The 24,561-nt window shown below is 66.2% G+C and carries 26 protein-coding genes and 1 tRNA gene; 10 read left to right on the top strand and 17 right to left on the bottom strand.

Going from position 1 to position 24,561, the window contains the following annotated elements:
• Positions 1 to 109: 109 nt before the first annotated feature.
• From ACWPM1_RS06155 to ACWPM1_RS06135, 5 genes are all read left to right on the top strand, one after another.
• On the top strand, positions 110 to 784 hold the full coding sequence (locus ACWPM1_RS06155) for a LemA family protein (protein WP_455693956.1): 675 nt from the start codon (positions 110 to 112) through the stop codon (positions 782 to 784).
• Positions 785 to 848: 64 nt separating this feature from the next.
• Positions 849 to 1,619 carry a TPM domain-containing protein gene (locus ACWPM1_RS06150; RefSeq protein WP_455693955.1) on the top strand — a complete coding sequence of 257 codons (771 nt, stop codon included), beginning with the start codon at positions 849 to 851 and terminating at the stop codon, positions 1,617 to 1,619.
• A complete protein-coding gene (locus ACWPM1_RS06145) occupies positions 1,619 to 2,293 on the top strand; it encodes a TPM domain-containing protein (protein WP_455693954.1) in 675 nt (224 codons plus the stop codon). Before ACWPM1_RS06150 ends, ACWPM1_RS06145 begins: the two co-directional genes overlap by 1 nt.
• A complete protein-coding gene (locus ACWPM1_RS06140; RefSeq protein ID WP_455693953.1) occupies positions 2,290 to 2,835 on the top strand; it encodes an NUDIX hydrolase in 546 nt (181 codons plus the stop codon). The genes ACWPM1_RS06145 and ACWPM1_RS06140 overlap by 4 nt, the downstream gene beginning before the upstream one ends.
• A complete protein-coding gene (locus tag ACWPM1_RS06135; RefSeq protein WP_455693952.1) occupies positions 2,820 to 3,602 on the top strand; it encodes an SDR family oxidoreductase in 783 nt (260 codons plus the stop codon). Before ACWPM1_RS06140 ends, ACWPM1_RS06135 begins: the two co-directional genes overlap by 16 nt.
• Positions 3,603 to 3,633: 31 nt before the next feature.
• Here ACWPM1_RS06135 and ACWPM1_RS06130 read toward each other — a convergent pair whose 3' ends face one another.
• Entirely contained in the window at positions 3,634 to 3,852 is a 219-nt protein-coding gene (locus tag ACWPM1_RS06130) for a PspC domain-containing protein (protein ID WP_455693951.1), read from the bottom strand.
• A complete protein-coding gene (locus ACWPM1_RS06125) occupies positions 3,849 to 3,971 on the bottom strand; it encodes a hypothetical protein (protein WP_455693950.1) in 123 nt (40 codons plus the stop codon). The genes ACWPM1_RS06130 and ACWPM1_RS06125 overlap by 4 nt, the downstream gene beginning before the upstream one ends.
• Before the next feature lie 225 nt (positions 3,972 to 4,196).
• Here ACWPM1_RS06125 and recF point away from each other — a divergent pair, with 225 nt between their 5' ends.
• Positions 4,197 to 5,267 carry a DNA replication/repair protein RecF gene (gene recF, locus ACWPM1_RS06120; RefSeq protein WP_455693949.1) on the top strand — a complete coding sequence of 357 codons (1,071 nt, stop codon included), beginning with the start codon at positions 4,197 to 4,199 and terminating at the stop codon, positions 5,265 to 5,267.
• On the opposite strand, the gene ACWPM1_RS06115 is transcribed toward recF, so the two are convergent.
• The 3 genes from ACWPM1_RS06115 to ACWPM1_RS06105 are packed head-to-tail and all read right to left on the bottom strand — an operon-like array spanning position 5,264 to position 6,903.
• Positions 5,264 to 5,518 carry an accessory factor UbiK family protein gene (locus tag ACWPM1_RS06115; protein WP_455693948.1) on the bottom strand — a complete coding sequence of 85 codons (255 nt, stop codon included), beginning with the start codon at positions 5,516 to 5,518 and terminating at the stop codon, positions 5,264 to 5,266. The genes recF and ACWPM1_RS06115 overlap by 4 nt on opposite strands.
• A gap of 36 nt (positions 5,519 to 5,554) precedes the next feature.
• Positions 5,555 to 6,109 carry a TspO/MBR family protein gene (locus tag ACWPM1_RS06110; RefSeq protein ID WP_455693947.1) on the bottom strand — a complete coding sequence of 185 codons (555 nt, stop codon included), beginning with the start codon at positions 6,107 to 6,109 and terminating at the stop codon, positions 5,555 to 5,557.
• Positions 6,106 to 6,903, bottom strand: coding sequence for a TlyA family RNA methyltransferase (locus tag ACWPM1_RS06105; protein ID WP_455693946.1), 798 nt, complete (start codon positions 6,901 to 6,903; stop codon positions 6,106 to 6,108). Before ACWPM1_RS06105 ends, ACWPM1_RS06110 begins: the two co-directional genes overlap by 4 nt.
• A gap of 52 nt (positions 6,904 to 6,955) precedes the next feature.
• On the opposite strand from ACWPM1_RS06105, the gene ACWPM1_RS06100 reads away from it, so the two are divergent.
• Together ACWPM1_RS06100 and ACWPM1_RS06095 are read left to right on the top strand one after the other, a co-directional pair.
• On the top strand, positions 6,956 to 7,495 hold the full coding sequence (locus ACWPM1_RS06100) for a hypothetical protein (RefSeq protein ID WP_455693945.1): 540 nt from the start codon (positions 6,956 to 6,958) through the stop codon (positions 7,493 to 7,495).
• A gap of 405 nt (positions 7,496 to 7,900) precedes the next feature.
• Positions 7,901 to 8,977, top strand: a complete 1,077-nt coding sequence (locus ACWPM1_RS06095) for a branched-chain amino acid aminotransferase (RefSeq protein WP_455693944.1) — start codon at positions 7,901 to 7,903, stop codon at positions 8,975 to 8,977.
• Here the strand turns inward: ACWPM1_RS06095 and ACWPM1_RS06090 are convergent.
• From ACWPM1_RS06090 to ACWPM1_RS06065, 6 genes are all read right to left on the bottom strand, one after another.
• A complete protein-coding gene (locus tag ACWPM1_RS06090; protein WP_455693943.1) occupies positions 8,974 to 9,999 on the bottom strand; it encodes an NAD(P)/FAD-dependent oxidoreductase in 1,026 nt (341 codons plus the stop codon). The two genes, ACWPM1_RS06095 and ACWPM1_RS06090, sit on opposite strands and share 4 nt — an antisense overlap.
• A 26-nt stretch (positions 10,000 to 10,025) precedes the next feature.
• Positions 10,026 to 10,712 (bottom strand): methyltransferase domain-containing protein, encoded by a 687-nt coding sequence (locus ACWPM1_RS06085; RefSeq protein WP_455693942.1) that lies wholly within the window; start codon positions 10,710 to 10,712, stop codon positions 10,026 to 10,028.
• On the bottom strand, positions 10,702 to 11,751 hold the full coding sequence (locus ACWPM1_RS06080; protein WP_455693941.1) for a type III polyketide synthase: 1,050 nt from the start codon (positions 11,749 to 11,751) through the stop codon (positions 10,702 to 10,704). The genes ACWPM1_RS06085 and ACWPM1_RS06080 overlap by 11 nt, the downstream gene beginning before the upstream one ends.
• 64 nt (positions 11,752 to 11,815) lie before the next feature.
• Entirely contained in the window at positions 11,816 to 13,876 is a 2,061-nt protein-coding gene (locus tag ACWPM1_RS06075; RefSeq protein WP_455693940.1) for an NAD(+) synthase, read from the bottom strand.
• The gene (locus tag ACWPM1_RS06070; RefSeq protein WP_455693939.1) at positions 13,866 to 14,399 is read right to left on the bottom strand and encodes a CinA family protein; all 534 of its coding nucleotides are present in this window, start codon (positions 14,397 to 14,399) and stop codon (positions 13,866 to 13,868) included. Before ACWPM1_RS06070 ends, ACWPM1_RS06075 begins: the two co-directional genes overlap by 11 nt.
• A gap of 34 nt (positions 14,400 to 14,433) precedes the next feature.
• Positions 14,434 to 15,438: a DNA topoisomerase IB gene (locus tag ACWPM1_RS06065; RefSeq protein WP_455693938.1), complete on the bottom strand. Its 1,005-nt coding sequence runs from the start codon at positions 15,436 to 15,438 to the stop codon at positions 14,434 to 14,436.
• Between the two features lie 81 nt (positions 15,439 to 15,519).
• Between ACWPM1_RS06065 and yghU the strand changes: the two genes are divergently transcribed.
• Positions 15,520 to 16,398 (top strand): glutathione-dependent disulfide-bond oxidoreductase, encoded by an 879-nt coding sequence (yghU, locus tag ACWPM1_RS06060; protein WP_455693937.1) that lies wholly within the window; start codon positions 15,520 to 15,522, stop codon positions 16,396 to 16,398.
• Positions 16,399 to 16,415: 17 nt separating this feature from the next.
• Here the strand turns inward: yghU and ACWPM1_RS06055 are convergent, their stop codons facing one another.
• The 6 genes from ACWPM1_RS06055 to cysD form a co-directional block, all read right to left on the bottom strand.
• Complete coding sequence (locus tag ACWPM1_RS06055; protein WP_455693936.1) at positions 16,416 to 16,781, bottom strand: c-type cytochrome; 366 nt, start codon at positions 16,779 to 16,781, stop codon at positions 16,416 to 16,418.
• A gap of 51 nt (positions 16,782 to 16,832) precedes the next feature.
• Positions 16,833 to 16,907: transfer RNA gene (locus tag ACWPM1_RS06050), tRNA-Gln, on the bottom strand.
• 47 nt (positions 16,908 to 16,954) lie between these two features.
• Positions 16,955 to 17,935, bottom strand: a complete 981-nt coding sequence (locus ACWPM1_RS06045; protein ID WP_455693935.1) for an NAD(P)H-dependent flavin oxidoreductase — start codon at positions 17,933 to 17,935, stop codon at positions 16,955 to 16,957.
• A gap of 59 nt (positions 17,936 to 17,994) precedes the next feature.
• Positions 17,995 to 18,720, bottom strand: a complete 726-nt coding sequence (locus ACWPM1_RS06040; RefSeq protein ID WP_455693934.1) for a 3'(2'),5'-bisphosphate nucleotidase CysQ — start codon at positions 18,718 to 18,720, stop codon at positions 17,995 to 17,997.
• Positions 18,717 to 20,627 (bottom strand): sulfate adenylyltransferase subunit CysN, encoded by a 1,911-nt coding sequence (gene cysN / locus ACWPM1_RS06035; RefSeq protein WP_455693933.1) that lies wholly within the window; start codon positions 20,625 to 20,627, stop codon positions 18,717 to 18,719. The genes ACWPM1_RS06040 and cysN overlap by 4 nt, the downstream gene beginning before the upstream one ends.
• Position 20,628: 1 nt before the next feature.
• Positions 20,629 to 21,534 carry a sulfate adenylyltransferase subunit CysD gene (gene cysD, locus ACWPM1_RS06030; RefSeq protein ID WP_455693932.1) on the bottom strand — a complete coding sequence of 302 codons (906 nt, stop codon included), beginning with the start codon at positions 21,532 to 21,534 and terminating at the stop codon, positions 20,629 to 20,631.
• Between the two features lie 208 nt (positions 21,535 to 21,742).
• Here cysD and ACWPM1_RS06025 point away from each other — a divergent pair, with 208 nt between their 5' ends.
• Positions 21,743 to 24,535, top strand: coding sequence for a TonB-dependent receptor (locus ACWPM1_RS06025; protein ID WP_455693931.1), 2,793 nt, complete (start codon positions 21,743 to 21,745; stop codon positions 24,533 to 24,535).
• Positions 24,536 to 24,561 lie beyond the last annotated feature (26 nt).

The following is a 24,561-nucleotide window of genomic DNA, read 5'->3' as shown; positions in this document are numbered from 1 at the left end:
CGCGGAATTTTACATGGGTCAATCGGCACGCTTCTTGAACCCGGACGTTGGTGTGCTAGATTCGCAATACAGGCCGGGCTCGCCCGGTGATCAAAGGGGATTTGCCGCGATGAATTTCACCGCCATCCGCCGCGCCGCGATCGTCGCGTTCGCCGCGCTCGGTCTCGCCTCGTGCGGGATCAACTCGATCCCGACCAAGGAGGAAACCGCCAAGGCCCGCTGGGCCGATGTGCAGGCCGCTTTCCAGGAACGGGCCAACCTCGTCCCCAACCTCGCCGAAGTCGCGCGCGGCGCCGCCGAGCAAGAGCGCGGCATCCTTACCGACGTGATCGAAGCGCGCGCCAAGGCGACGAGCATCCAGATCAACGCCGATGACCTGACCGACCCCGCCAAGATGGCGCAGTACCAAGCGGCGCAGAGCCAGCTCAGCAGCGGCCTCGGCCGGCTGCTGGCGAACTTCGAGGCTTATCCCGAGCTCAAGTCGATCACCAACTACCAGATGCTCCAGGGCCAGCTCGAAGGCACGGAGAACAAGGTCCGCATCGCGATCCGCGACTACAACGAAGCGGTGCGCGACTATAACACCGAAATCCGCACCTTCCCGAGCGCGATCGGCGCGAACGTGATCTACGGATCCAAGCCCATCGTTCCTTACCAGGCGACCACGCCCGGTGCGGAAGTCGCCCCCACGCTGGACATGACGCCGAACGGTTCGGCCACGGTCCCGACCGCCGGCGCCAACGACAACGCCCCGGCGCCGACGGCCAACGCTGCGAACCAGTAAGCGCGGCGTGCGCCTCGTCGCGCTCATACTCGCCTCGTTGGCGGCGCTGCTCGCGCCGCCAGCGATGGCGCAATTCAAGTTTCCCGAGCGCGGGACCGCGCCGGTGGTGGATGCGGCCAACATCATCGATCCAGCGACGGAGGCCGCGCTCACAGAAAAGCTCGACCAGTTCGAGCAGCGCAGCCAGCGCCAGTTCGTCGTAGCAACGATCCCGAACCTCGATGGTCGTGACATTGCCGACTATGGCTATCAGCTTGGCCGCCACTGGGGCCTCGGCAGCAAGGAAGACGACAGCGGGGTGATCCTGCTCGTCGCGCCGAACGAGCGGCGGGTGCGGATCGAGGTGGGCTATGGGCTCGAGCCGGTGCTGACCGATGGGTATTCGACGCTAATCGTGCAGAACACCATCCTGCCGCGGTTCAAGGCGGGCGACATGCCGGGTGGTATAGTCGCCGGAGCTGATGCGATCATCAAGCAGCTTGAGCTGCCGCCCGAGGAAGCGGCCAAGGTGGCGCAGCAAGCGCAGGCGCAAGCCTCGGAGGGCGAAGGCGGGTTTCCCGTCGGCGTGCTGGTCTGGCTGGCGTTCCTGTTCCTCTTCTTCATCCTGCCGATGATGCGGGGGCGGCGGAAGGGCCGCCGGTTCGGCGGCACGATGACCGGCAACGTCGTCGGCGATATCCTGTTGTGGGAGGCCGGGAAGGCGATCGCGCGGGGCGGATCCGGCGGCGGATGGGGCGGTGGTGGCTTCGGCGGCGGCGGTGGCTTCGGTGGGGGCGGCGGTTTCTCTGGCGGCGGCGGAAGCTTTGGCGGCGGCGGGGCGAGCGGGGGCTGGTGATGGCATACTTGGGCGAAGCTCAGCACACGCAGGTCTCCTCCGCTGTTGCCGCCGCGGAAGAAGAAACCGCGGGCGAGATTGTCACCGTGCTTGCGGAGCGCTCGGATGGCTACAGCGACATCCAGCTCGCCTGGGCGTTCCTCGCCGCTGTAACGGCGCTTGCAGTGCTGGCGCTGTTCCCTGAGGTCTTTCTCGCCAAGGTCGACGCACTACTCGGCGGCTGGAACCACGAATGGAAGCCGCGCGCGCTGCTTTCGCTCGCGCTCGTACTGGTGATCGCCAAGTTCGTCGGCGTGTGGGCCATCCAGCTGTGGCAGCCGCTCAAGTTCCTGCTCATCCCCGGACCGGTGAAGAAGGCCCGCGTCCGAGACGCGGCGGTGCGGCACTTCAAGGTCGGCGCGGAGCGCCGCACTCATGGGCGTACCGGAGTGCTGATCTACCTCTCGATGCAGGAGCACCGCGCAGAGATCGTCGCCGATGCGGCGATTGCCGAGAAAGTCTCGGCTGCCGTGTGGGGCGCTGCCATGGCGGACATGCTGGGCCACATTCGCGAAGGCCGCATCGCTGACGGGCTGGTCGCCGGCGTCGCCGATGTGGGCGCGGTGCTGGCGACGCACTTCCCGCGCCACGCCGACGACGTCAACGAACTGCCGGACCGGCTGATCGAGGTATGACCGCAGACCGGGACGAGCCCGAAGAGGTCGTCTGGCAGGGCAAATTCATCACCACGAAGAAGCGCGGGCGCTGGGAGTACGTCGGCCGGGCACGTGGCATCCGCGCGGCGGTGATCCTGGCGATCGAGGACGGGCACGTGTTGCTGGTCGAGCAATACCGCGTCCCGCTCGGCAAGCCGTGCCTCGAGCTCCCGGCAGGACTGATCGGCGATCACGAAGGCGCTGCGGACGAGGACGCGTTGGGCGCAGCGGGCCGTGAGCTCGAGGAAGAGACCGGCTGGCGCGCGGACAAACTGGAGGTCGCTGGCGAGTTCTTCAGTTCGCCCGGTATGGTCAGCGAGCATTTCACACTGGTGCGCGCGAGCAGCCTTACCAAGGTCGGCCCCGGCGGCGGCGTGGACGGCGAGGACATCACCGTCCACCGGGTGCCCCTTGCGGGTCTCGCCCAATTCGTTGAAGAACGTCGCCGTGCGGGCGTCGCGATCGACGTTCGAATAATGGGTCTGTTGCTGGCGGGAGAAATGGGATGGCGGGACGGGTAGCGGGTAAGCTGGCACTGGTAACCGGCGCCGCTCAGGGGCTCGGTGCGGCGCATTGCCAGGCGCTCGCCCGCGAAGGCGCGAAAGTCCTCTGCACCGACATCAACGAAGCCGGCGCTCAGAATACCGCCGTGGCCATCAACGCCGAGTGCGGCGCGGGCACCGCTTTCGCGACGAAACACGACGTGACCAGCCCGGAAGACTGGGACGCGGCGATCGAACTGGCGCACGACGCGCTCGGCGGACTCTCCGTGTTGGTCAACAACGCCGGTGTCGGCGTGCGCGGCAACATCGAGACGTGCACGCTGGAAGAATGGCGACGCGGTTTCGCGATCAACGTCGAGAGCGTGTTCCTGGGCTGTCAGAAGGCGTTGCCGCTGATGAAGGACAACCAGCCGGGCTCGATCATCAACATCAGTTCGATCGCCGGACTGATCGCCAGCGACACGATGCCCGGCTACAATGCCAGCAAGGCCGCCGTGTGGATGCTGTCGAAGTCCGTGGCGCTCTACTGCGGCAAGATGGGATGGAACATCCGCTGCAACTCGGTGCACCCGACATTCGTCGACACGCCGATCCTCGACGGGATGGTGGCGAGCACGGGGCGCGAAAAGAGCGTGATCATGGATAAGCTCGCGCGGCAGATACCGTTGAAGCGGGTGGGCGAGCCGAGGGAAATCGCGGACGGCGTGCTTTTCCTCGCCAGTGACGAGAGTAGCTTCATGACCGGGGCCGAGCTCAAGCTCGACGGCGGCATCAGCGCGATGTAAAAGAAGGGCGCAGGTCCTCCCCGCGCCCTTCTCAGTCGGCGATCAACGCGATCGCGACGTAAACCAGGATCAGCGACCCGAAGCCAAGAATGGTGCCCGCCGCGAAGGCGATGCGGACGACCAGCGGGTTGATCCCGAAGTAGTTGGCGATGCCCGAGCAGACCCCGGCCAGCTTGGCGTTCCTGCGGTCGAGCGCGAAGCCCTGCTTCGCTTGGGCGACCGCCGGAGTTGTGCGGTCGAGCGCGCTCATGCGAGGGCGCCCGGGAGAAGCATTCCGCCGTTGGCGGGGGCAATCGCAGCAGCGAGCATGAGGAGGCTGAAGGTGAGGCTGAAGGCCGCGGCCGCCAGCTTGTTGTTGAGAGCATGCATTTTTGTAGTTCCCTTTTCACTATCCGGCGGCTGATCCGCCCGATGTTTCCAGGTTTGCAAGGGGTGTGCCAGTTCGGAAAAACGGCGCAAATCAGACATTTTTCGTGCCCGATCACCTAAACGGCAGGTGAACGGCTCGCTCAGGTTCGGGAAATTCTACCAACTGTTGGGATCGAAGTCGGAAGGCTGGCCTGCCAGGGGGCCGGCCGCTATCGGAAACGGGTGATGGCTCTCGACCGCATTTCCCTGGCGACGTTTCGCAATCACTCTTCGACCCAACTGGAAGGCACAAGGAATTTCAACTTGCTGGTCGGTGACAACGGGGCCGGCAAGACCAATGTCCTCGAAGCTCTTTCGCTGCTTGCGCCTGGGCGCGGACTGCGGCGAGCGCCGCTTTCCGAAATGGCATCGACCGGCGGCCCCGGCGGTTTCTCGGTAGGCGCTTCGCTTGCCGGCGCCGAAGACGGGGTGAGACTGGGTACGTTCGCCGACCCGTCGCGCCCGACCCGCCGGGCCGTGCGAGTAAATGGCGCCGAGGCGAGCGCGGTGGCGCTTGGGGAATGGCTGGCCCTGGCGTGGCTGACTCCGGCGATGGACGGATTGTTCACCGACAGCGCCAGCGCCCGTCGCCGCTGGCTCGACCGCATGGCGGTCGCGCTCGACCCCGCCCACGCACGAGCCGCCGCCCGCTACGAGGCAGCTTTACGCGAACGCAACCGACTGTTGTCAGGGGACGCGCAGCCCGATCCGATCTGGCTGGACGGGATCGAATTCCAAATGGCCGACGCCGGGTCGGCACTGGCCCAGGGACGATCCTCACTAGTGGAGGCGCTGACCGAGGCACTTGCGGGCCTGCCGGAAGAGCCTTTTGCAAGGCCGGCGCTTGGCTTCAGCGCTGGCGGCCCCGCCGACGCCGATTTCTGGCGCGGGGCGCGCGGGGCAGACCGGGCGGCAGGGCGGACGCTGGCCGGCCCGCACCGCGACGACATAACGGTGCTGATGGCAGGCAAAGGGCAGCCGGCAGCCGCCTGCTCCACCGGCGAGCAGAAGGCCATGCTGATCGCGGTCACCCTCGCCCACGCCTCACTCGCCTCGCGAGGTCGCGCGAGCGTCCTCCTTCTCGACGAGGTGGCCGCCCATCTCGACCCGATCCGGCGCGCGGTGCTCTACGAGCGTCTTGCCGGCAGCGGCACGCAAGTATGGTTCACTGCGACGGAGACCGCGCCGTTCGATCCGATCGTCGGGGACGCCGCCGTGTGGCGGGTGGCGGGTGGCAACGCCACCCGCGAAAGCTAGGGTCGGTCGACGAGCTTCGCTTCGAGCAGCGCGACCCGCAGCGACAGCGCCTCGGCCTCTTCGCGCGCGCGGGCGGCCATGTCCTTCACCGCATCGAACTCTTCGCGGCTGACGAAGTCCATGCCGCCGAAAGCCTCGCGCATCCGCTCACGGGCGCCGTCGCGTGCCTCGCGGCTCATGCCGGCAAGCGTTCCTGCCGCCGCGTTGGCGAGCTTGACGAAATCGGCGATCAGGGGGTTCTCACTTTGCATGGCGGCTATTTGGTCGCCGCCATGCCATCCCGCAAGTCACAACTGGTAGCGTTCGACCGCCCCGCTCCCCCGCGGCTCCCCCGAGCCCGTGGGATTGAGTTCAAGGAACTGCCAGTTGAGTACGGTCGCGAAGGCGATCCAGGCAAGATAGGGGATCAGCAGCGCCCCGGCGAGCGAGCGAATGCGCCAGAACAGCATGAGCGTGATCACGACCAGCGCGTCGAGCACCGCGATCACAACCAGCGCCGCACGAATTTCGTGGAGGCCGAAGAACACCGGCGACCACGCCAGGTTGACGGCGAGCTGGAGAGCGAAGGCGACAATCGCGGCGGTTCGCCCCCGCGCGCCCCACGCCGAGCAGACCATCGCCAGCGCCAGACCCATCATCACGTAGAGAATCGACCAGACGATCCCGAACCACATCGGCGGCGGAAATATCGCCGGCTTGACGAGAGACTGGAACCACAAGCTCTGCGCATCTCCGCCGACTTGGCCCGACAGGAAGCCGAGCAGCAAGACCAGAGGGACGGTAAAGAGCGCCCAGCGGAAGAGACTGGCGCGCAACTGTCCACGCGATGCGAGAGCGGTCATGGATTCTCCGTTGCCGATTCGTCGCGAGGGTTGTGGCCGACCGTCGCCGCGGGCGCAACTTGGCCCCTGCGCGCGGCGATGAGGAACTCGACGTTGCCCTCCGGCCCTTTAACCGGACTGGCGGTCAATCCATCGACCTTCCAGCCATTGCCTTCCAGCCACGCGCGCACTTCCGCGCAGACCCGGGCATGGAGAGCGGTGTCGCGCACCACGCCTCCCTTCCCCACTTCGTCCCGGCCGACTTCGAACTGCGGCTTCACCAGCGCCACCAAACGGCAATCCGGCGCGGCGAGCTGCAGGGGACGTTCGAGCACCTTGGCCAGACCGATAAAAGAGGCGTCGCACACAACCCAGTTGCAGGGCGCATCGATCAGTTCCGGCGTAAGAACACGCGCACTCGTTTGCTCTAGGACGGTAACCCGCGGATCCTGCCGCAGCTTCCAGGCGAGCTGGTTGGTGCCGGAATCGATCGCGAACACCCGCGTGGCGCCCTTATCGAGCAGAACGTCGGTAAAGCCGCCGGTGGAGCTACCGATGTCCATCGCCGTGGCCGCCGAGGGGTCGAGCGCGAATGTCTCGAGCGCGTGGGCGAGCTTGATCCCGCCGCGCGAAACCCACGGATGATCGCGCCCCCGCACTTCGATCGCGGCATCGTCAGGCAGTTGCTGCCCGGGCTTGTCGAGCTTGCGCTCCCCCGCAAAGACGAGGCCGGCCATCACCAGAGCGGAGGCGCGGGTGCGGCTTTCCGCCAGGCCGCGGTCGACGATCAACTGGTCGAGGCGCTTCTTTCCCATGGACCTTTCCTCGCCTAGCGTGCGTTGAGCCCTGAAGGAACCGGGAGAAATCATGCGTTTTCGCGGAACGATCGTTGCATTCACCATGCTGGCGGTGGCGGCCTGCACGGCGCAGGCGCCCAAGCCGACCCCCAAGCCTCCAGTTGGGCGGCCCACGCCCGCTCCCACGCCGACGCCCTCGCTACCCCCGCCGAGCGCGAACTGGATGGACGCCGCGCAGACTTCCGGCGACTGGTACTACCGCACGGGCGGGGGCACCACCCGCGCGCTGTTCGGAGAGGCGGGCGCCGATGCCCGCTTCGCGATCACCTGCGATCCCGCCCAGCGCTCTATCACCCTCGCACGCGCCGGAACCGCAGCGGGCGCTACGCAGATGAACATCCGCACCGAGTTCGGCGACCGCGCGCTTGGGGCGGCGCCCTCGACCAACGCGATTCCATCAGTGGATGCGCGACTCGCGCCACGCGATCCGATCCTCGACGCGATGGCCTTCTCGAAGGGGCGCTTCGCGGTGGAGGTGCCCGGCCTCGATCCGCTATACCTACCGAGCTGGCCGGAGGTCACGCGAGTGGTCGAAGACTGCCGTCGCTAACGCAAAAACGGCCTGCCCCTGGGAAAGCCGGAAGCGACGGATTCTGACGGTGAAAAAGTTAAATGCAAGTCTTGTGTTGCGGGCATAAAAGACTCACATTCCCGATCGAGGCCAGCGACCCACGCGGCTCTCGGCCCCCGGTGAAGCGAGGGGTCTGGCGTTCAAGCTCGAAAGGAGGTGACCGATGTCTCATGGTTCAGCAGGGAGGTCGGTGTCGACCCTCGCGGAGCATTATCGGTAGTCTCCTGATACGCCGATAAAGGCTTCGTGGGCGGCCACACCGGCCGCTGACCATGCGAAGGGCGGTTCCTCTATAAAGGAGCCGCCCTTCTCATTTGTCCGCTTTCGGCGCGTCAACGTCCCCTCACTTGCGCAAGCGCGCGGCGCGCCTTAACCGCGCGGGCCATGGACTTCGCGCACCTGCCCCACCCCGCGCCCGTTCCCGGTGCCACCCGGGCCCAGGCGATCGCCGACCCCGGCTTCGGCAACGTCTTCACCGATCACATGGTCACGATCGACTATCATGCCGATCGCGGCTGGCATTCACCGCGCGTCGGTCCGCGCGAGGCGCTGATGCTCGATCCGGCGTGCGCCGTGCTGCACTACGCGCAGGAGATTTTCGAAGGGCTCAAGGCTTATCGCCACCCCGACGGCAGCTTCGCGATGTTCCGTCCAGACGTTAACGCGCGGCGGATGAACGCCTCGGCCGACCGCCTGGCAATGCCGAACATTCCCGAAGAGCTATTCATCGAATCCTGCCGCCAGATCGTCCGCAAGGACGCCGACTGGTTCCCGACCGTCGAAGGCGGGTCGATGTACCTGCGGCCCTTCATGTTCGCCTCTGAAGCGTTTCTCGGCGTGCGCCCGGCGCGCGAGTACAAGTTCCTCGTCATCGCCAGCCCGGTGGGCAATTACTTCAAGTCTGGCGCGCCAGCGGTGTCGATCTGGGTCAGCCAGGACTATGTCCGCGCCGCCCCCGGCGGCACCGGCGCCGCCAAGACCGGAGGCAACTACGCTGCCAGTCTGGTCCCCCAGGCCGAGGCGATCGCCAAGGGTCACGACCAGGTTGTCTTCCTCGACGCGGTGGAGCGCCGCTGGGTCGAGGAACTGGGGGGCATGAACCTGTTCTTCGTGTTCGAGGACGGGAGCGTGATTACCCCTCCGCTCGGCGGGACCATCCTCCCCGGCGTCACGCGCGACAGCCTCATTCGCCTGCTCAAGGACGAAGGCCTGACGATCCGGGAGGAGCCTTATGCGATTGACCAATGGCGGGCCGACGCGGAGAGCGGCCGCCTGATCGAGACAATGGCCTGCGGCACCGCCGCCGTCGTCACCCCCGTGGGCCACGTGGCCAGCCCGGACTTCGAGTTCACCATCGGCTCGGGCGGCCCAGGGCAGTTGACCGGCAAGCTGCGCGAGAAACTGGTCGCCATCCAGCGCGGCACCGCGCCCGATCCGCACGGCTGGGTGCTCAAGCTCTAGAAGCGCGTAAGCGCCATGGCAGCGCGAGCGAGCCAGGGCGCGCCCCGCGTAACGCTCGCCAGCAGGCGCGCTCCGGGATCCTTCTCGGCGATCCGCCAGATCAGGCCGGCGATCCGCACGGGCCGCTCCGCGCGCGCGGCGAACGCCGTCTGGAAGGTCGCGGAATCCTCGCCGGCGAGCCACGCCTTGGCCGCCGCCTCGCCGCTTGCCATGGCGATCGCCATGCCTTCGCCCGCAAGCGACGGGATCACCGCCGCCTGATCGCCGATGCGATATAGGCCCGGCGCGGATTCGCGGGCGATCCACCCGTAGGGCACCGATCCCACCGTATCGACCGGCACGTCGACCTCAGCGAACGACATCCGTTCCCCAAAGCGCGGATGATCCGCCGCCAGCCGGTCGAACAGCAGGCGCGGGTCCCCGCCCGCTTGGGCGAGCATCGACTTGCGAAGCGCCATGCAGACGTTGGCGGTGCCGTCTTCCTGCAAAACGATCCCGGCATAGCCGCCGCGGAAGAGATGCAATTCGATGCGTCCCTTGAGCATGGCCCTCAGCCTGTCGCTCGCCGGCAAGCGCACTCGAAGCCCCAGCGCAGGATCGTCCGACACGCGCGGACGGGAGAGGCCCCGCACATCGTGCTTGCCACTAGCGAGAAAGATCGACTGCGCCGCATATTCTCCCGCTTCGCCTTCCACCACGCCAGGCCGGACGGCCCGCGCCCGGTCGATCACCAGCCGCGCCCCTTCCGCGACGGCGCGCCGGCGAAGGGCGCCGTCGAGCGTCCGGCGCGAGAGGCCGAAGCCGGCGGCCGGCAGCGGCGCGGTCGCCTCGCTCGTTCCCGTCACGAGCGCCAGCTCTTCGATGGGATGCGCTCCCAGCTCGACGGGGCCGATTCCGACAGCGCGCAGGCGCGCGGCCGTACGCCAGCTCAGGAAACCGCCACACAGCGCATCGCCCACCGTCTGGTCGCGGTCGAGCAGCACGGGCACCGCACCGGCCTTCGCCAGCTTGATGGCGGCCATGCTGCCGGCGGGCCCGGCGCCGAGGATTAGCGGATTTTCTCGACGCACAACCGAAACGGAAATTGGCGGAACACGCGAGCCCCATCTACTCCGGCTTCGGAGAGAAGGGGCGGCCATTCCGCTGGACGGTAGGATCGTGCGATCGAAAGGTGGCCGTCGTGGCGAACGATCGGGTGCCAGCGCATCAAACCGCTCAAAAGCGGCCAGCCGGTGTAGGCGAAGCCGTGCCGGTGCAGGTCGTTGACGAACCAGCCCAGCCGGGCCTCGGCTTCCATGAAGCGCAGAAACGCGACCAACTGCGCCCGCGTCATGTGGTGCGCGACCAGGCTGGAGACGACGCAATCCCAGCCCTGGCCCATAAGATCGGCATAGTCGCCCGCACGGAAATCGATCTCAAAGTCGGCAGGGGTCGCCTCGCGGGCGGCCGCGACGCTGCGATCGTTGAGATCAATGCCGACGAGCTCGGCGGACAGTCCCTTCGCGCGCGCCCATCGAGCGATCACGCGCAGCATGTCCCCGTCGCCGAAGCCGACGTCGAGCAGGCGGAAGGACCGCCGTCCCCCGATCGCGCGGCGCAGGAAGCCTATCGTCGGGCGCCGGGCCAAAGTCAGCGTATTGGCACGGGCGAGATCGTGGAGGACTTGGGTGTAGGTGCCGGCATCGAGCGCCGGATCGTCCATCAGCTCTTCGGCGACGGCGCGCTCAGCGAGCATGTCGCCAGCCGAACCGGAAGCCCTCCATCGCCAGTCCCGGACCGAACGCGAGCGCCACCCCGCTAGCGGGTTCCTTGCGCATCAGGCGCTTGAGCGCGAACATGAGGGTCGAGGAACTCATGTTGCCGCACATGCGCAGCACCTCGCGCGAGTCGTCGAGCGCCGTTGGCGCGAGGTGGAGGCCCTTCTCTACCGCGTCGAGGATCGAGCGCCCGCCGGCGTGCACTGCCCAGGCATCGATCTCCTCGGGCGGGATGCCGCCGGTGATCCGCTGCCGCACGGCCGGATCGGCCAAGGCCCCAGCGATACGGCCGGGGACCTCGCCCGAGAGACGCATGTGAAAGCCGGTATCGCCGATGCGCCAGGTGATGAGATCCTCGCTGTCTTCGAGCGCGGCAGAGATGCCGTCGGTCATCTCAAGGCCGGGATCATTCGCGGTGACGATTGCGGCTGCGGCCCCGTCGCCGAATTGGGCGCCCATCAGCAAGGGTTCGAGGTCCATCTCTTCCTGGTGGTGTAGGCTCGACAGCTCGACGGTGACGACCAGTACCCGGGCATCGGGTTGCGAGCGGACGATGTGCCGTGCGGTGCGCAGCGCAGTGACCGCGGCATAGCAGCCCATGAAACCGACGAGAATCCGTTCGACGTCGCCGCCGAGGCCAAGCCGGCGCGCTATCACCTGGTCGATTCCCGGCGCGACAAAACCGGTGCAGCTGGCGACGACGAGGTGGGTGGGGTTGCCAAGTTCGGGAAGCCCGGCGATCGCCTGCAGCGCCAGCTCGGGCGCCTCGCGTGCGTAGATTTCCATGCGCGCCGCGGTGCTCGGCGGCGCGCCGCCGTAGAAGCCGACGCCTTCGTCGAGCCGCGCGTCATCCTCGGCGAGGACCGACCAGCGATGCTCGATCCCGGAACGGGCTGCCATGCGCTCGTACAACTTCGCCTCGCGCTCGTCGCCCAAACGGCCGAGCGCCCAACGCCGATAGTCCTTTTCGAAATCGAGAGGCGGGACCGCGGTGGCGATCGCAGCAATACGCGGCATATGGGCGGGCGGTCCGATTACAGTTTCATCTCGAAACGCACCATAGCCGCCTTCGCTCCCCGCGTCAGCTATTCGGCACGTTCTCGCGCAATTCCTCCAGCCACACGTCTGGCACGGCGTCGCTCGGCATGCGCAAGTCGCCGCGCGGGCTTACCGCGCCGCCCGGCGTCACCTTTGGCCCGTTCGGGAGCGCGCTGCGCTTGAACTGGGCGGCGAAGAAGCGCCGGTAGAATGCCTCGAGCCAGCGGACGATCGTCGGCAGGTCGTAGGAATTGCGCTTCGCATGGGGGAAACCCTCAGGCCAGCGGCCAGTGCCGGCATCGCGCCAGGCGTGCCAGGCGAGGAAGGCGATCTTTGACGGCTTCTGGCCCCAGCGGATGGTGTGGTGGATGAAGAAGTCGTTGAGCTCGTAGGGCCCTACCGCGGACTCGGTGCTTTGGACCGCGCCATCCTCGCCCGCCGGAACCAGCTCCGGGCTGATTTCCTGGTCGAGGATCGCCTCGAGCACGGCATCGGTAGCAGGATCGAACTGGTTGGTCTGGGTAGCCCACCGGATAAGGTACTGCATCAGCGTCTTGGGGATTCCGCTGTTGACCCCATAGTGGCTCATCTGATCGCCGACGCCGTACGTGCACCAGCCGAGCGCCAGTTCGCTCAAGTCGCCGGTGCCGATGACGAAGCCCCGGTGCTGGCCGGCGAGGCGGAACAGGTAGTCTGTCCTCAGCCCTGCCTGCACGTTTTCGAACGTCACGTCGTAGACCGCTTCTCCGCGCCCGAACGGGTGGCCGATGTTCTCCAGCATCGTCTTCGCGGTCGGGCGAATGTCGATCTCCTCGGCCGTAATGCCGAGCGCGTTCATCAGCTTCCAGGCGTTGGACTTGGTACCCTCCGAGGTGCCGAAACCCGGCATGGTGTAGCCGCGGATCGCGGTGCGCGGCAGGTCGAGCCGGTCGCAGGCCTTGGCGGCGACAATCAGTGCGTGCGTCGAATCGAGCCCGCCGGAAACGCCGATGATCATCGAGTCTCCGCGCGTTGCCTCGAACCGCCGCATCAGGCCTTCGACCTGGATGTTGAACGCCTCGTAGCAGTCGGCGTCGAGATGCTCGGGTCGGTTGGGCACGAACGGGAAACGGCGGACCGGCCGGACAAGGCCGATGTCGCTTTGCTTCGGCTGGTGCTCGAAGGTGACGACGCGGAAATCGTCCTCCGGACGCCCGACTTCTTCGGCGGCGTCGTTGAAGGTGCCCATCCGCATGCGGTCGGACAGGATCCGCTCGCAGTCGATGTCCGCGATGCACAGCTCGGGATGCAGCGCGAAGCGCTCGCTCTCGGCCATCAGGTCGCCGAGCTCGTAGATCATCCCTTGCCCGTCCCACGCGACGTCGGTCGTGCTCTCGCCGTGCCCGGCGGCCGAATAGACGTAGGCGGCTGCGGCCCGCGCGCTCTGCGAACGGCACAGCATGTGGCGCTCGTCGGACTTGCCGATGACGATGTTGGACGCTGACAGGTTGGCGAGGATCGTCGCGCCAGCGAGCGCCTGGTAGGTTGAGGGCGGGATCGGCGCCCAATAGTCTTCGCAGATTTCGATGCCGACGCGGAAGCCCGGCAGGTTGTCGGCGGCGAATATCAGGTCGACGCCGAAAGGCACTTCCTCGCCCGCGACGTCGATCCACATGTCCTCGATCTGGCGCCCGTTCGCGAACCAGCGCTTCTCGTAGAATTCGCGGTAGTTGGGTAGGTAGCTCTTGGGGACCACACCCAGCAGCTCGCCGCGATGGATCGCTAGCGCGCAGTTGTAGATCTTGCCGTTGTGCCGCAGCGGCGCCCCGATCACCAGGAGGGGCACGAGGTCGGCGCTCGCCGCGACGATCTCCGCCACCCGCACCTCGCACGCCTCGAGCAGGGCGAGTTGCATATGCAGGTCGTCGAGCGCGTAGGACGAAAGGCACAGTTCGGGGTAGATCAGCAGGTCGACGCCGGCTTCGTGCGCCCGTTTGGCTTCCTCGATGATCGCCGCGCAGTTGTAGGCGACATCGGCGGTCCGCACGCGAGGCGTGCTCGCTGCTACACGCACGAGGCCGTGATTGTGCAGCGAATGGAACGGATGAACAGTGCTATTCGTCATTATCGAGCGCTTCATCGACCATCGCCAGCGCCACTTCAAGCGCGGCGATGCGGACGCCCGCGCGCCCGATCGCGCCGAAATGCTCCTCGCGGTGGCAAGTGGTGCCGTTGCGGCGGGCGCAGCCAAAGTGGACGAGGCCTTCCTCGTCGCGCTCCCCGCCCGGCCCGGCGAACCCGGTGATTGACACCGCGACATCGGCGTTGGAGCGCTCCAGCGCGCCCTTGGCCATCGCCAGCGCCACCACCCTGCTGACCGCGTTGTGCTCCTTTATCAGGTCGAGCGGGATTCCGAGCAGGTCGGACTTCGCCTCGTCGGTGTATGTCACGAAGCCCCGGTCGAACACATGACCGCGCCCGCGCACGTCAGTCAGCAACGCGGCGAGCAGCCCGCCGGTGCAGCTTTCCGCCGTGGCGATGCACAGCTCGCGGTCATGGGCCTTGTCGAGGACGCGGCAGGCGTATTGGTCGAGCTCGTTCGGCAGCGCGGGCTCGAGCGTTTCGGCGGCGTGGGCGCGTTGGGTCATGCGCCCTCTACTGCAAACGGGGCCGCGCGTTCCATCAAGCGGCCAGCAATTTGGCCGCCTTGGGCCCGTTCTCGAGCAGCATGATCAGGCCGCGCTCCTCACCGGTCAGCCATTTCGTGGCACGCGGTAGCCGAAGCTTTGCCCGCCACTTCAGTTGGCGCTCGATCAACCCGATCACTGCCGGATGAATGTAGCTCTTGCGCGCAATCGCCGGTGTGTTGCCGAGATGGTCCGCGACCGCGCCTGTCAGTTCCTTGATCGTCAGCGGTCGGTCGGCCTGCGCGAGCAGGCGAAACGCAAGCGCGCTGGCGTGCCAGGTGCGGAAGTTCTTGGCCGTGAAGTGCTCGCCCATCGCCTCGCAGAGGTAGGCGTTGACGTCGGCTGAGCCCACGCCGTGCGGTTCTCCCGCCTCGTCGATCCACTGGAAGAGGTGCTGGCCCGGCAGATCCTGCATCGCCCGCACGAAGCGGGCGAGGCTGCGGTCGGTCACCGTGGTCTCGCGCAGCACGCCGCTCTTGGCCTTGAACCGCAGCTTCAGCTTTGCGCCCGACAGCTTCGCGTGCCGGCGCAGCAACGTGGTCGCCCCGAAGCTCTTGTTCTCCTTGGCATAACTCGCGTTGCCGACCCTGATCGCGCCGAGATCGAGCAGCCGCACGACGCTGGCGATCGCGCGCTCCCGGCTGAGCTTGCTGCTCGCAAGGTCCTTGGCGACCCGCTTGCGGACCTTCGGCAGCAGCTTGCCGAACTGGCAGGTCCCGTCGAATTTCTCCGCCTCCTGCCGGGTGCGAAACTCGGGATTGTATCGATACTGCTTTCGCCCGCGGGCATCGATGCCGGTGGCGAGCAGATGGCCAAAGTCGTTCGGGCAGTACCATGCGTTGGTATAGGCCGGCGGCAACGCAATCCGGTTGAGGCGGTCGATCTCGTCCCGGTCGGTGATCCGCTCCCCGCTCGGCGCGTAATAGGCCCAGCCATGGGCGAGCTTCTTGCGGGTAATGCCCGGTCCGGCGTCGTCGACATATTGCAGAGCAGACGCCATCGAAGCCGCCAACGAGCATGCGCGTCTTGCGGTTCCTGCCGCGAGTGCGCATCTGCTTTGGCTCACGGAGAAAGACGCGCGATGCCCGATATCAGCTACGCCCCGCCCAAAGTCTGGACCCACGACAAGGAGAACGGCGGGAAGTTCGCGGGCATCAACCGGCCCACCGCCGGCCCGCGCCACGATAAGCAGTTGCCGGTCGGCGCGCATCCTTTCCAGCTCTACTCGCTCGGCACACCGAACGGGCAGAAGGTCACGATCATGTTCGAAGAACTGCTCGAGGCCGGCCATGCGGCCGAATACGATGCGTGGATGGTCAACATCGGCGACGGCGACCAGTTCTCCAGCGGGTTCACCGCGCTCAACCCCAACGGGAAAATCCCCGCGCTCGAAGACCGCAGCGGCGCGGAGCCGTTTCGCGTCTTCGAGAGCGGCGCGATCCTGCTTCACCTCGCCGAGAAGTTCGACTTCCTGCTGCCGCGGAAAAATCCGGCCCGGGCGGAGGTTCTCAGCTGGCTGATGTGGCAAATGGGCACCGCGCCATTCATCGGCGGCGGGTTCGGTCACTTCTACGCCTATGCGCCGGAAAAACTCGAATACCCGATCAACCGCTACGCGATGGAAACCAAGCGCATATTTTCCGTCGCCGATCGGCGCCTGGGAGAGACGGAGTACCTGGCCGGCGACAACTTTTCGATCGCCGACGTGGCGAGCTACGGCTGGATGGGAGCGCTGATCCGCGGCGACGCCTATGACGATGCGGCCGTGTTCCTCTCACTCGACGAATACGCCAATGTCGCCCGCTGGATTCGCGCGCTCGAGCAGCGCCCGGCCGTGCGGCGGGGCAAGATCGTCAACACGTCGAAAATGCGCGAGCGCCACGAGGCGGCTGACTTCGACGCGGTCGAAGATCAGAGCCTGCTGAGCGAAGTGAAGTGGAAGAGCGACGCCGCCGGTTGAGAACCCTTCCCCGGCGGCTAGCTCCTGCCCGGCTTCTCCGCACGGCGAAGCGTCAGGATATAGGCGCCGAGGTCATCGATGTGCTCGGCCGGAATCTCGAAGTACATCTCGTTCGGGTAATTGCGGTGGTCCCGCAGCCACTGGGCGAGCTTGGCCGAATCGAGGTCCGGAGTGTTCGCGATCGCCGCAAAGCTGGGGGCCTCGGGGACCGGCGAGGTCTCGGCAAAGTCGATCGAATGGCAGTCGGCGCAGCGGTTCTGCGCAAACTTCTGCCCGCGCCACGCCTGCGAATTCTTCTCCAGCCCACTGACCGGATCGATTGCCGGGGCCGCCTGGCATCCCGCCAGGAGCGCCGCGGCGCTCAATGTAATCGCGAACTTCATGTTGCGAGGCTAGGGCTTTGACGGCGCGAGGAAAAGCCCTTGTGGGCAAACTGGCTGGGGCGGCAGGATTCGAACCTGCGAATGCCGGTACCAAAAACCGGTGCCTTACCACTTGGCGACGCCCCAGCAGCGCCGCGCCCCTATAGCGGCCCGGAAGCGGTTGGAAAGACCTGCTAGCTCGCCATTCGGTCGATCCGGGCCCTGACCGCCTCGGCCTGCGCCATGATGTTGGCGACGAGTTGCTTGCAGGTAGGAATGTCGTGGACCAGCGCCTGGCTCTGGCCGCTCGACCAGATGCCGCCATCGACGTCGCCCTGCTGATCGACCGCCACTCGTGCGCGGGCTCCGGACATGAGATCTCGCACGTCGTCGAATGTGGTGGAGGGGTCGCGCTGGATCTCGGCGACTTTCTCCGACACCGCGTTGCGAGCCACCCGCGCGGTGTTGCGCAGGTTGCGGCCCACCAGCACCGTATCGAGTTCCGTGTTCTCGACGATCTTGGCTTTCACGTTGGGGTGCAGCCTCGCCTCTTGCGTGGCGCAGAAGCGGGTACCCATGTTGACCGCGTCGGCACCGAGCGCAAGCGCCGCGACAAGGCTGCGTCCGTCCGCCATCCCGCCGCTAGCGACGATTGGTACATCGGGCAGCGCGTCGACCGTGGCGGGCAGCAACACGACCAGGCCGACGTCATCCTCGCCCGGATGACCGGCACACTCGAAACCGTCGATCGAGATGATGTCGACCCCCTTGCGCACCGCGCTCACCGAGTGCCGCACACTGGTACACTTGTGGATCACCTTGACCCCGGCTTCCTTGAACCGCGGCAGGTGATCGGTCGGGGCGCGGCCGGCGGTCTCGACGATCTTCAGGCCGCTTTCGATGATCGCCTCGCGGTACTCATCGTACGGGATCGGGTTGATCGAGGGCAACAGCGTGAGGTTGACTCCGAACGGCTTGCTGGTGAGGCCGCGGACCTTGTCGATCTCCTCCTTCAGCGCCGCGCCAGAGGGAAACATGTGCGCCGTGATGAAGCCGAGCGCACCCGCCTCGGCGACCGCGGCGACGAGTTCGCCGTAGCCCACCCCGGTCATGCCGCCCATGATGATGGGGGTCTCGACCCCGAACATCTCGGTGATCCGCGTCTTGAAGGCCATCACCCGTTCTCCCTTTACGTTTGCGTCAACCTGCATGGAGCAAGTGGCGCACGCAAGGATTACTTTGCGACAAGCCTCAGCACCCGCTCGGCCCATTCCGGGCGACAGATCAGCAGGTCCGGCATCAAGGTGTCGGCTTGGTTATACACGAGCGGACTGCCGTCGGCGCGCGAACAGTGGAGGCCATGCGCCGCCGCGACGGCGACTGGCGCGGCGCTGTCCCATTCGTACTGGCCGCCGGTATGGAGATAAATCTCGGCCTCGCCGCGCACCACGGCCATCGCTTTGGCCCCGGCGCTGCCCATCGGGATAAGCTCGGCGCCGATCGCCTCACTAACGGTCAGTGCTTCGGGAGCGGGGCGTGTCCGGCTCACAACCATGCGCGGTCGCTCGACCGCCGGAAGGAGCGGTTGCGGCATGTCGCTGCGCAGGACCAATTCCAGCCCCGGCAAAGCCACCGCACCCACCCTCGCCACGCCGTTTATCGCCAGCGCGACATGCACTGCCCAGTCATTCCGCCGCTCGCCGTACTCGCGCGTGCCGTCGACCGGATCGACGATCCACACCCGCTCTCTCGTCAGCCGCAGCGCGTTGTCCTTCTCCTCCTCCGACAGCAGCCCGTCGTCGGGCCGCAGCTCGCGTAGCGCCGCAACGAGCACCGCGTTGGCCTCAGCGTCGCCAGCGCGGCCAAGGTCCTTGCCGTGGTGCCGCCCGCTATCCCGCACTTCGAGCAGGATACGCCCGGCGTGTTCGGCAAGGTGCGCGGCGAGCTCGGCGTCGTTCATTTGAGCGGCAGCAGCGTGCGGATGATGTATTCGGCGGCCTCGTCCACCGTCATCGCTACGGTGTTTACCGTCACGTCCGGCTTCTCGGGGGCCTCGTACGGGCTGTCGATCCCGGTGAAATTCTTGAGCTCTCCTGCCCGCGCCTTCTTGTAGAGCCCCTTCACATCGCGCGCCTCGGCGACCTCCAGTGGGGTGTCGACGAAGATCTCCACGAACTCGCCCTCGGGCAGCATCGCCCGCACCATCTGGCGTTCGGCACGGAAGGGGCTGATGAAGGCGGTGAGCACGATCAGGCCCGCGTCGGCCATCAGCTTGGCGACCTCGCCGACCCGGCGGATGTTCTCGATCCGGTCGGCCTCGGTGAAGCCGAGGTCCTTGTTGAGCCCATGGCGCACGTTATCGCCGTCGAGCAGGAAAGTGTGGCGGTTCATCAGCGCGAGCCGCTTCTCCACCGCATTGGCGATGGTCGACTTGCCCGAGCCCGACAGGCCGGTGAACCACAGCACCTTGGGCGTTTGGTTCTTGAGCGCGGCGTGCGCCTCGCGCGTGACGTCCATCGGCTGCCAGTGGACGTTCTGCGCGCGGCGGAGGCTGAAGTGCAGCATACCCGCGCCGACAGTGCGGTTAGTCAGCTTATCGATCAGGATGAAGCCGCCGAGCGTGCGATTTTGCGCGAACGGCTCGAAAACGATCGGCCGATCGGTGGTCACCTCGGCCACGCCGATGGCGTTCAGCTCGAGCGTCTTGGCGGCGAGGTGCTCCAGCGTGTTGACGTTGATCTCGTACTTCGGTTCCGCGACGGTCGCGGTGACGGTCTGGGTCGCGAGCTTCAGCCAGTAGCCGCGGCCCGGCAGCAGCGCGTCCTCGTCGAGCCAGACGAGCGTCGCCTCGAACTGGTCGGCCGCCTCGGGCGGCGCGTCGGCGGCGGCGATCACGTTGCCGCGGCTGCAGTCGATCTCGTCGGTCAGCGTCAGGGTGACTGACTGGCCGGCCTGCGCTTCCTCGAGATCACCCCCGAAGGCCACGATCCGCTCGACGGTGCTGGTCTTTCCCGATGGCAGCACCCGCACCGGATCGCCCGGCTTCACCGTGCCCGCCGCGATCAGCCCAGCAAAGCCGCGGAAGTCGAGGTTCGGGCGGTTGACCCACTGCACCGGCAGCCGGAACGGTTGCGCCGCCTCGCCCGCGCTGAGCACCTCGACGGTTTCGAGATGATCGATCAGGCTCGGCCCCTCGTACCACGGGGTGTTTTCACTCGGCGCGGCGGTGATGTTGTCGCCCTTGAACCCCGAGATGGGTATCGCGGTGAACACCTCGATGCCAATGCTGGTCGCGAAGGCGCGGTAGTCGTCGACGATCGCATCGAACGTCGCCCGGTCATAGCCGACGAGGTCCATCTTGTTCACCGCCAGCACCACGTTGCGGATGCCGAGCAGGTGGCAAAGGTAGCTGTGCCGCCGGGTCTGCACGAGCACGCCCTTCCTCGCATCTACCAGTATCACCGCGAGATCGGCGGTGCTCGCACCGGTGACCATGTTGCGCGTGTACTGCTCGTGCCCCGGACAGTCGGCGACGATGAACTTGCGTTTCTCGGTCGAGAAGAAGCGGTAAGCGACGTCGATGGTAATACCTTGCTCGCGCTCGGCCGCGAGGCCATCGACCAGCAGCGCGAAGTCGATCTCCTGCCCTTGCGTCCCCACCCGCTTGCTGTCGCTCTCCAGCGCGGCAAGCTGGTCCTCGAAGATCATCTTGCTGTCGTAAAGCAGCCGCCCGATCAGCGTGGACTTGCCGTCGTCGACGCTGCCGCAAGTGATGAAGCGCAGCATCGTCTTGTGCTGGTGGCTGTCGAGGTAGGCCTCGATGTCCTCGGCGATCAGCGCCTCGGTCTCGTAGCGGGGGGCATCCACGTCAGAAGTATCCTTGCTGCTTCTTCACTTCCATGCCCGCGCCGCCGGAGTCCTTGTCGATCGCGCGCCCCTGTCGTTCGGAGGTGGTAGTAAGAAGGGTCTCCTGGATCACCTCGCTCAATGTCGCTGCTTCACTCTCAACAGCACCCGTTAGCGGGTAACAACCGAGTGTTCTAAAGCGAATCGAGCGCTTCATCGGCACTTCCCCGTCGCGCAGGGGAAACCGTTCGTCATCGACCATCAGCAGCAGTCCGTCGCGCTCGACCGTCGGGCGCGGCGCGGCGAAGTACAGCGGAACGATCGGAATGTCTTCGAGCGCGATGTACTGCCACACGTCGAGCTCAGTCCAGTTCGAGATCGGGAACACCCGGATGCTCTCGCCGGCGCGCTTCTTGGCGTTGTAAAGGTTCCATAATTCGGGCCGCTGGTTCTTGGGGTCCCACCCGTGGTTGGCAGTACGGAAACTGAACACCCGCTCCTTCGCCCGGCTCTTTTCCTCGTCGCGCCGCGCGCCGCCGAACGCCGCGTCGAAGCCCCACTTGTCGAGCGCCTGCTTGAGACCCTCGGTCTTCCACATGTCGGTGTGCAACGCCCCGTGATCGAAAGGGTTGATGCTGCGCTCCTTGGCTTCCGGGTTCTGGTAGACCAGCAGCTCCATCCCGCTGTCGCGCGCCATCTGGTCGCGCAGTTCGTACATCGCCTTGAACTTCCACGTCGTATCGACGTGGAGCAGCGGGAACGGCGGCGGCGCGGGGTAGAACGCCTTGCGCGCGAGGTGCAGCATCACCGCGCTGTCCTTGCCGACCGAGTACAGCATCACTGGCCGCTCCGCCTCGGCGATCACCTCGCGCATGATGTGGATCGCCTCGGCTTCGAGGCGCTGCAAGTGAGTCAGGGTCCCGGTCATCGCCGCGCTCTTTCCCCAGCTTACCCGGCCGAGCAAGACAGTTGCGGTTGGCCCCCGGAAACCGGCGTTGCTCGTCAGCGCATCAGAGGGGAAACCACCGACGTGTCGATAATCTACACCAAGACGGTATACTATCGCCACTTCGACGCTAACACCGGCAAATATTGGCACAGCATGCGTCCGCTCGGCGCGTGACCGCGGAGGAAAAATGAGAAACAAGTCGTCGGTCGCTCTCTTGTCCGTCGTCTCGGCGCTCGCCACGAGTCCTGCGTGGGCGCAGGAGACCGCTCCGGTGGAAACGATGGTGGATCAAGGCGAGATTCTCGTCACCGCCACGCGCCGTAGCGAGGCCCTGTCCGACGTTCCCATCGCCGTTTCAGCAGTCACCGGCGAGACCTTGGAGAAAAGTGGCGCCACCGACATCCGCCAGTTGGGCCAGGTCGCCCCCTCCCTACTCGTGTCCGGCGCGACGAGCGAAGTGAACTTTACCGCGCGCATCCGCGGTATCGGCACCGTCGGCGAGAACCCGGGCCTCGAAAGCTCCGTCGGTCTTTTCATCGATGGCGTCTATCGCAGCCGGACGGGCGTCGGTCTTTCGGAGCTCGGCGACATCGAGCGGGTGGAGGTCCTGCGCGGCCCGCAGGGCACCCTGTTCGGCCGCAACTCCACGGCCGGCCTGATCAACATCATCACCAAGGGCCCTGAGTTCGACCGCATCCACGCAAAGGCCTCGGTCAGCTACGGCAACTACGATTACGGTCGCATCGATGGGGCGGTAAACGTCCCGCTCGGCGACACCGTGGCGGCTCGCTTCGACGGGGTCTGGCAGAAACGGGACGGCTTCATCGCGAATGCGACCCCCAGCGAGCCCCTGATCAACGATCGAGATCGCTGGCTAGCGCGCGGTCAACTGGCGTTCGAGCCGAACGAGGCGCTGACAGTTCGCATCATCGGCGACTACTCCACGCGCGACGAGAATTGCTGCGGCGGGGTCCTGCTCAATCCGGTGCGCAACCTTTCCCGCGGCGCTGATGGCTTTCCAGTCATCGGCCCCAACACGTTGCTACCAATCCTGCAGGCGCTGGGCGCGGGGCACCAAGTCCCGCCTGCCGGGGAGAGCTTCGTCCGCACCCAATCAACTACCCCTGGCGTTCCATATCGTTCGGACACCAAGGACTGGGGCCTGTCGGGAGAGGTCAACTACGATTTCGCCGGCGCCACTTTGACCTCGATCACCGCCTATCGGGACTACAAGAACGCGCAGGGGCAGGATGGCGACTTTAGCCGCCTCGCGATCCTGCAACGGTTCGACCTCGACCGGCGGTTCCGCACCTTCACCCAGGAACTGCGCCTTCAGGGCGAGGGGTTCGGCGGACGGCTCGACTGGCTGGTAGGCGGCTACTACGCCAATGAGCGCCTCGATATCGACGACGACATCGTTTACGGCGCCGACTACGAGCGGTTCGCCAACTGCCTGCTCGCCGCCAGTCTGGTCCCCGCCGCGCTCATCCCGGCGCCGACCGGCACTTGCATCAACGTCCCGGTCGTCCAGAGCACGATCACAACCCTTTCGGCGCTGCCCGCCGCAGACCCGCGTCGCGCGCTGATCCCCGTCCTAGGTGCTTTCATCGCGAACCCGGCGCAGCCAGGCGTCCGCTCGCTCGCCGCCGCAGTGGGTCAGCCGGCACTGGGCCTCAACGGCACCGGCAACAACGGCTCGACCTTCCGCCAGGACAGCACCAATTATGCGCTGTTCACCCACAACACCTTCGACGTTATCAAAGACCGGCTGAGCGTGACGCTCGGCGCCCGCTACACCAAGGAGCGTAAGGATCTCGCCGCGAACGCGAGCTTCACCAACACGTTGTGTTCGGCGCTGATCGCGTCACCGCTCCAGTCGCTGTCGGCACTACCTTGCGTGATCAACTCGACCGCGCCCGACTTTGTGGGCGGCGCGCCGGGAACGCGTTTCTCGGACGGCGAATGGACCGGTACCGCAGTGCTGAGCTTCAAACCGGTCGAGGATCTGTTGCTCTACGCATCCGCCTCGAAGGGCTACAAAGCGGGCGGGTTCAATCTAGACTTCTCAGCACTCGATAAGCCCTGCTTTACCGCATTCGATGCCGCCTGCGCCGCGCGCCTCGCCCTGCCCGCGAACACGCCCGGCAACGGTCGCGGCGAAGCGAGCGACCTGCAGTTCGCCAGCGAAAAGGTTGACGCGTTCGAAGTCGGCATGAAGTGGGACGGGCGCGCGATCGACGTCAACGTCGCCGCGTTCTACCAACGCTATTCCAACTACCAGCTCAACACCTTCAACGGAGTGAACTTCGAGGTCACCAACATTCAGGCGTGCAAGGACGACCTCGGGACCGGACCGATCGACAACAACGCGGCAACCGGCGGATGCGCGGCCGACCAGCTCAAGCCAGGGGTGGTATCGAAGGGCGTCGAGCTCGAAACGTTCATGCGCCCGGGTCGCTTCCTCAGCGTCAACATGGCTCTGTCGCTGACGGATACAAAATATGACGAGAACCTCGTCGGAACGAACGGGCGCCCGCTGTCTCCAGTGCTGTTCCAGCTCCCGGGGCGTAACGTTTCAAACAGTTCCGCGATTGTCGCCACCGCCGGTTTGAGCTGGACCCCGCCGATTGGCGACAACGGCATGAGCGCGCTGGTCTACTTTGACGGCCGCATGCAAAGCGACACCGACACGGGATCCGACCTCGACATCGAAAAGCAGCAGGATGGCTTCGCGGTCTTCAACGGCCGCCTTGGCCTTTACGGCGCGGATCGGGCATGGGGCGTGGAGCTGTGGGGCCAGAACCTCTTCAACAAGAAATACTACCAGATCGGCGCGGACATGCCGCTGCAGGGGAGCGGCACTTTCCGCGCGGTGGCTTCACCCGCCGCGCTGGGCTTCCCGGCCACGGCTAACCAGCTGTTCGTCGGCTTCCCGGGCGAACCGCGGACTTACGGCATTACGCTTCGAGGAACCTATTGATTCAGCGGACCGCGTTCGGGGATCGG

The organism is Tsuneonella sp. HG249 (assembly GCF_053819205.1).
The sequence above is the reverse complement of the archived record's forward strand: the minus strand, read 5'-3'. Positions and strand labels throughout refer to the sequence as shown.

Coding starts and splice junctions, on each gene's coding strand:
- ACWPM1_RS06155 (WP_455693956.1), top strand. CDS start 110: ATGAATTTCACCGCCATCCGCCGCGCCGCGATCGTCGCGTTCGCCGCG.
- ACWPM1_RS06150 (WP_455693955.1), top strand. CDS start 849: ATGGCGCAATTCAAGTTTCCCGAGCGCGGGACCGCGCCGGTGGTGGAT.
- ACWPM1_RS06145 (WP_455693954.1), top strand. CDS start 1,619: ATGGCATACTTGGGCGAAGCTCAGCACACGCAGGTCTCCTCCGCTGTT.
- ACWPM1_RS06140 (WP_455693953.1), top strand. CDS start 2,290: ATGACCGCAGACCGGGACGAGCCCGAAGAGGTCGTCTGGCAGGGCAAA.
- ACWPM1_RS06135 (WP_455693952.1), top strand. CDS start 2,820: ATGGCGGGACGGGTAGCGGGTAAGCTGGCACTGGTAACCGGCGCCGCT.
- ACWPM1_RS06130 (WP_455693951.1), bottom strand. CDS start 3,852: ATGAGCGCGCTCGACCGCACAACTCCGGCGGTCGCCCAAGCGAAGCAG.
- ACWPM1_RS06125 (WP_455693950.1), bottom strand. CDS start 3,971: ATGCATGCTCTCAACAACAAGCTGGCGGCCGCGGCCTTCAGCCTCACC.
- recF (WP_455693949.1), top strand. CDS start 4,197: ATGGCTCTCGACCGCATTTCCCTGGCGACGTTTCGCAATCACTCTTCG.
- ACWPM1_RS06115 (WP_455693948.1), bottom strand. CDS start 5,518: ATGCAAAGTGAGAACCCCCTGATCGCCGATTTCGTCAAGCTCGCCAAC.
- ACWPM1_RS06110 (WP_455693947.1), bottom strand. CDS start 6,109: ATGACCGCTCTCGCATCGCGTGGACAGTTGCGCGCCAGTCTCTTCCGC.
- ACWPM1_RS06105 (WP_455693946.1), bottom strand. CDS start 6,903: ATGGGAAAGAAGCGCCTCGACCAGTTGATCGTCGACCGCGGCCTGGCG.
- ACWPM1_RS06100 (WP_455693945.1), top strand. CDS start 6,956: ATGCGTTTTCGCGGAACGATCGTTGCATTCACCATGCTGGCGGTGGCG.
- ACWPM1_RS06095 (WP_455693944.1), top strand. CDS start 7,901: ATGGACTTCGCGCACCTGCCCCACCCCGCGCCCGTTCCCGGTGCCACC.
- ACWPM1_RS06090 (WP_455693943.1), bottom strand. CDS start 9,999: ATGGCCGCCATCAAGCTGGCGAAGGCCGGTGCGGTGCCCGTGCTGCTC.
- ACWPM1_RS06085 (WP_455693942.1), bottom strand. CDS start 10,712: ATGCTCGCTGAGCGCGCCGTCGCCGAAGAGCTGATGGACGATCCGGCG.
- ACWPM1_RS06080 (WP_455693941.1), bottom strand. CDS start 11,751: ATGCCGCGTATTGCTGCGATCGCCACCGCGGTCCCGCCTCTCGATTTC.
- ACWPM1_RS06075 (WP_455693940.1), bottom strand. CDS start 13,876: ATGACGAATAGCACTGTTCATCCGTTCCATTCGCTGCACAATCACGGC.
- ACWPM1_RS06070 (WP_455693939.1), bottom strand. CDS start 14,399: ATGACCCAACGCGCCCACGCCGCCGAAACGCTCGAGCCCGCGCTGCCG.
- ACWPM1_RS06065 (WP_455693938.1), bottom strand. CDS start 15,438: ATGGCGTCTGCTCTGCAATATGTCGACGACGCCGGACCGGGCATTACC.
- yghU (WP_455693937.1), top strand. CDS start 15,520: ATGCCCGATATCAGCTACGCCCCGCCCAAAGTCTGGACCCACGACAAG.
- ACWPM1_RS06055 (WP_455693936.1), bottom strand. CDS start 16,781: ATGAAGTTCGCGATTACATTGAGCGCCGCGGCGCTCCTGGCGGGATGC.
- ACWPM1_RS06045 (WP_455693935.1), bottom strand. CDS start 17,935: ATGGCCTTCAAGACGCGGATCACCGAGATGTTCGGGGTCGAGACCCCC.
- ACWPM1_RS06040 (WP_455693934.1), bottom strand. CDS start 18,720: ATGAACGACGCCGAGCTCGCCGCGCACCTTGCCGAACACGCCGGGCGT.
- cysD (WP_455693932.1), bottom strand. CDS start 21,534: ATGACCGGGACCCTGACTCACTTGCAGCGCCTCGAAGCCGAGGCGATC.
- ACWPM1_RS06025 (WP_455693931.1), top strand. CDS start 21,743: ATGAGAAACAAGTCGTCGGTCGCTCTCTTGTCCGTCGTCTCGGCGCTC.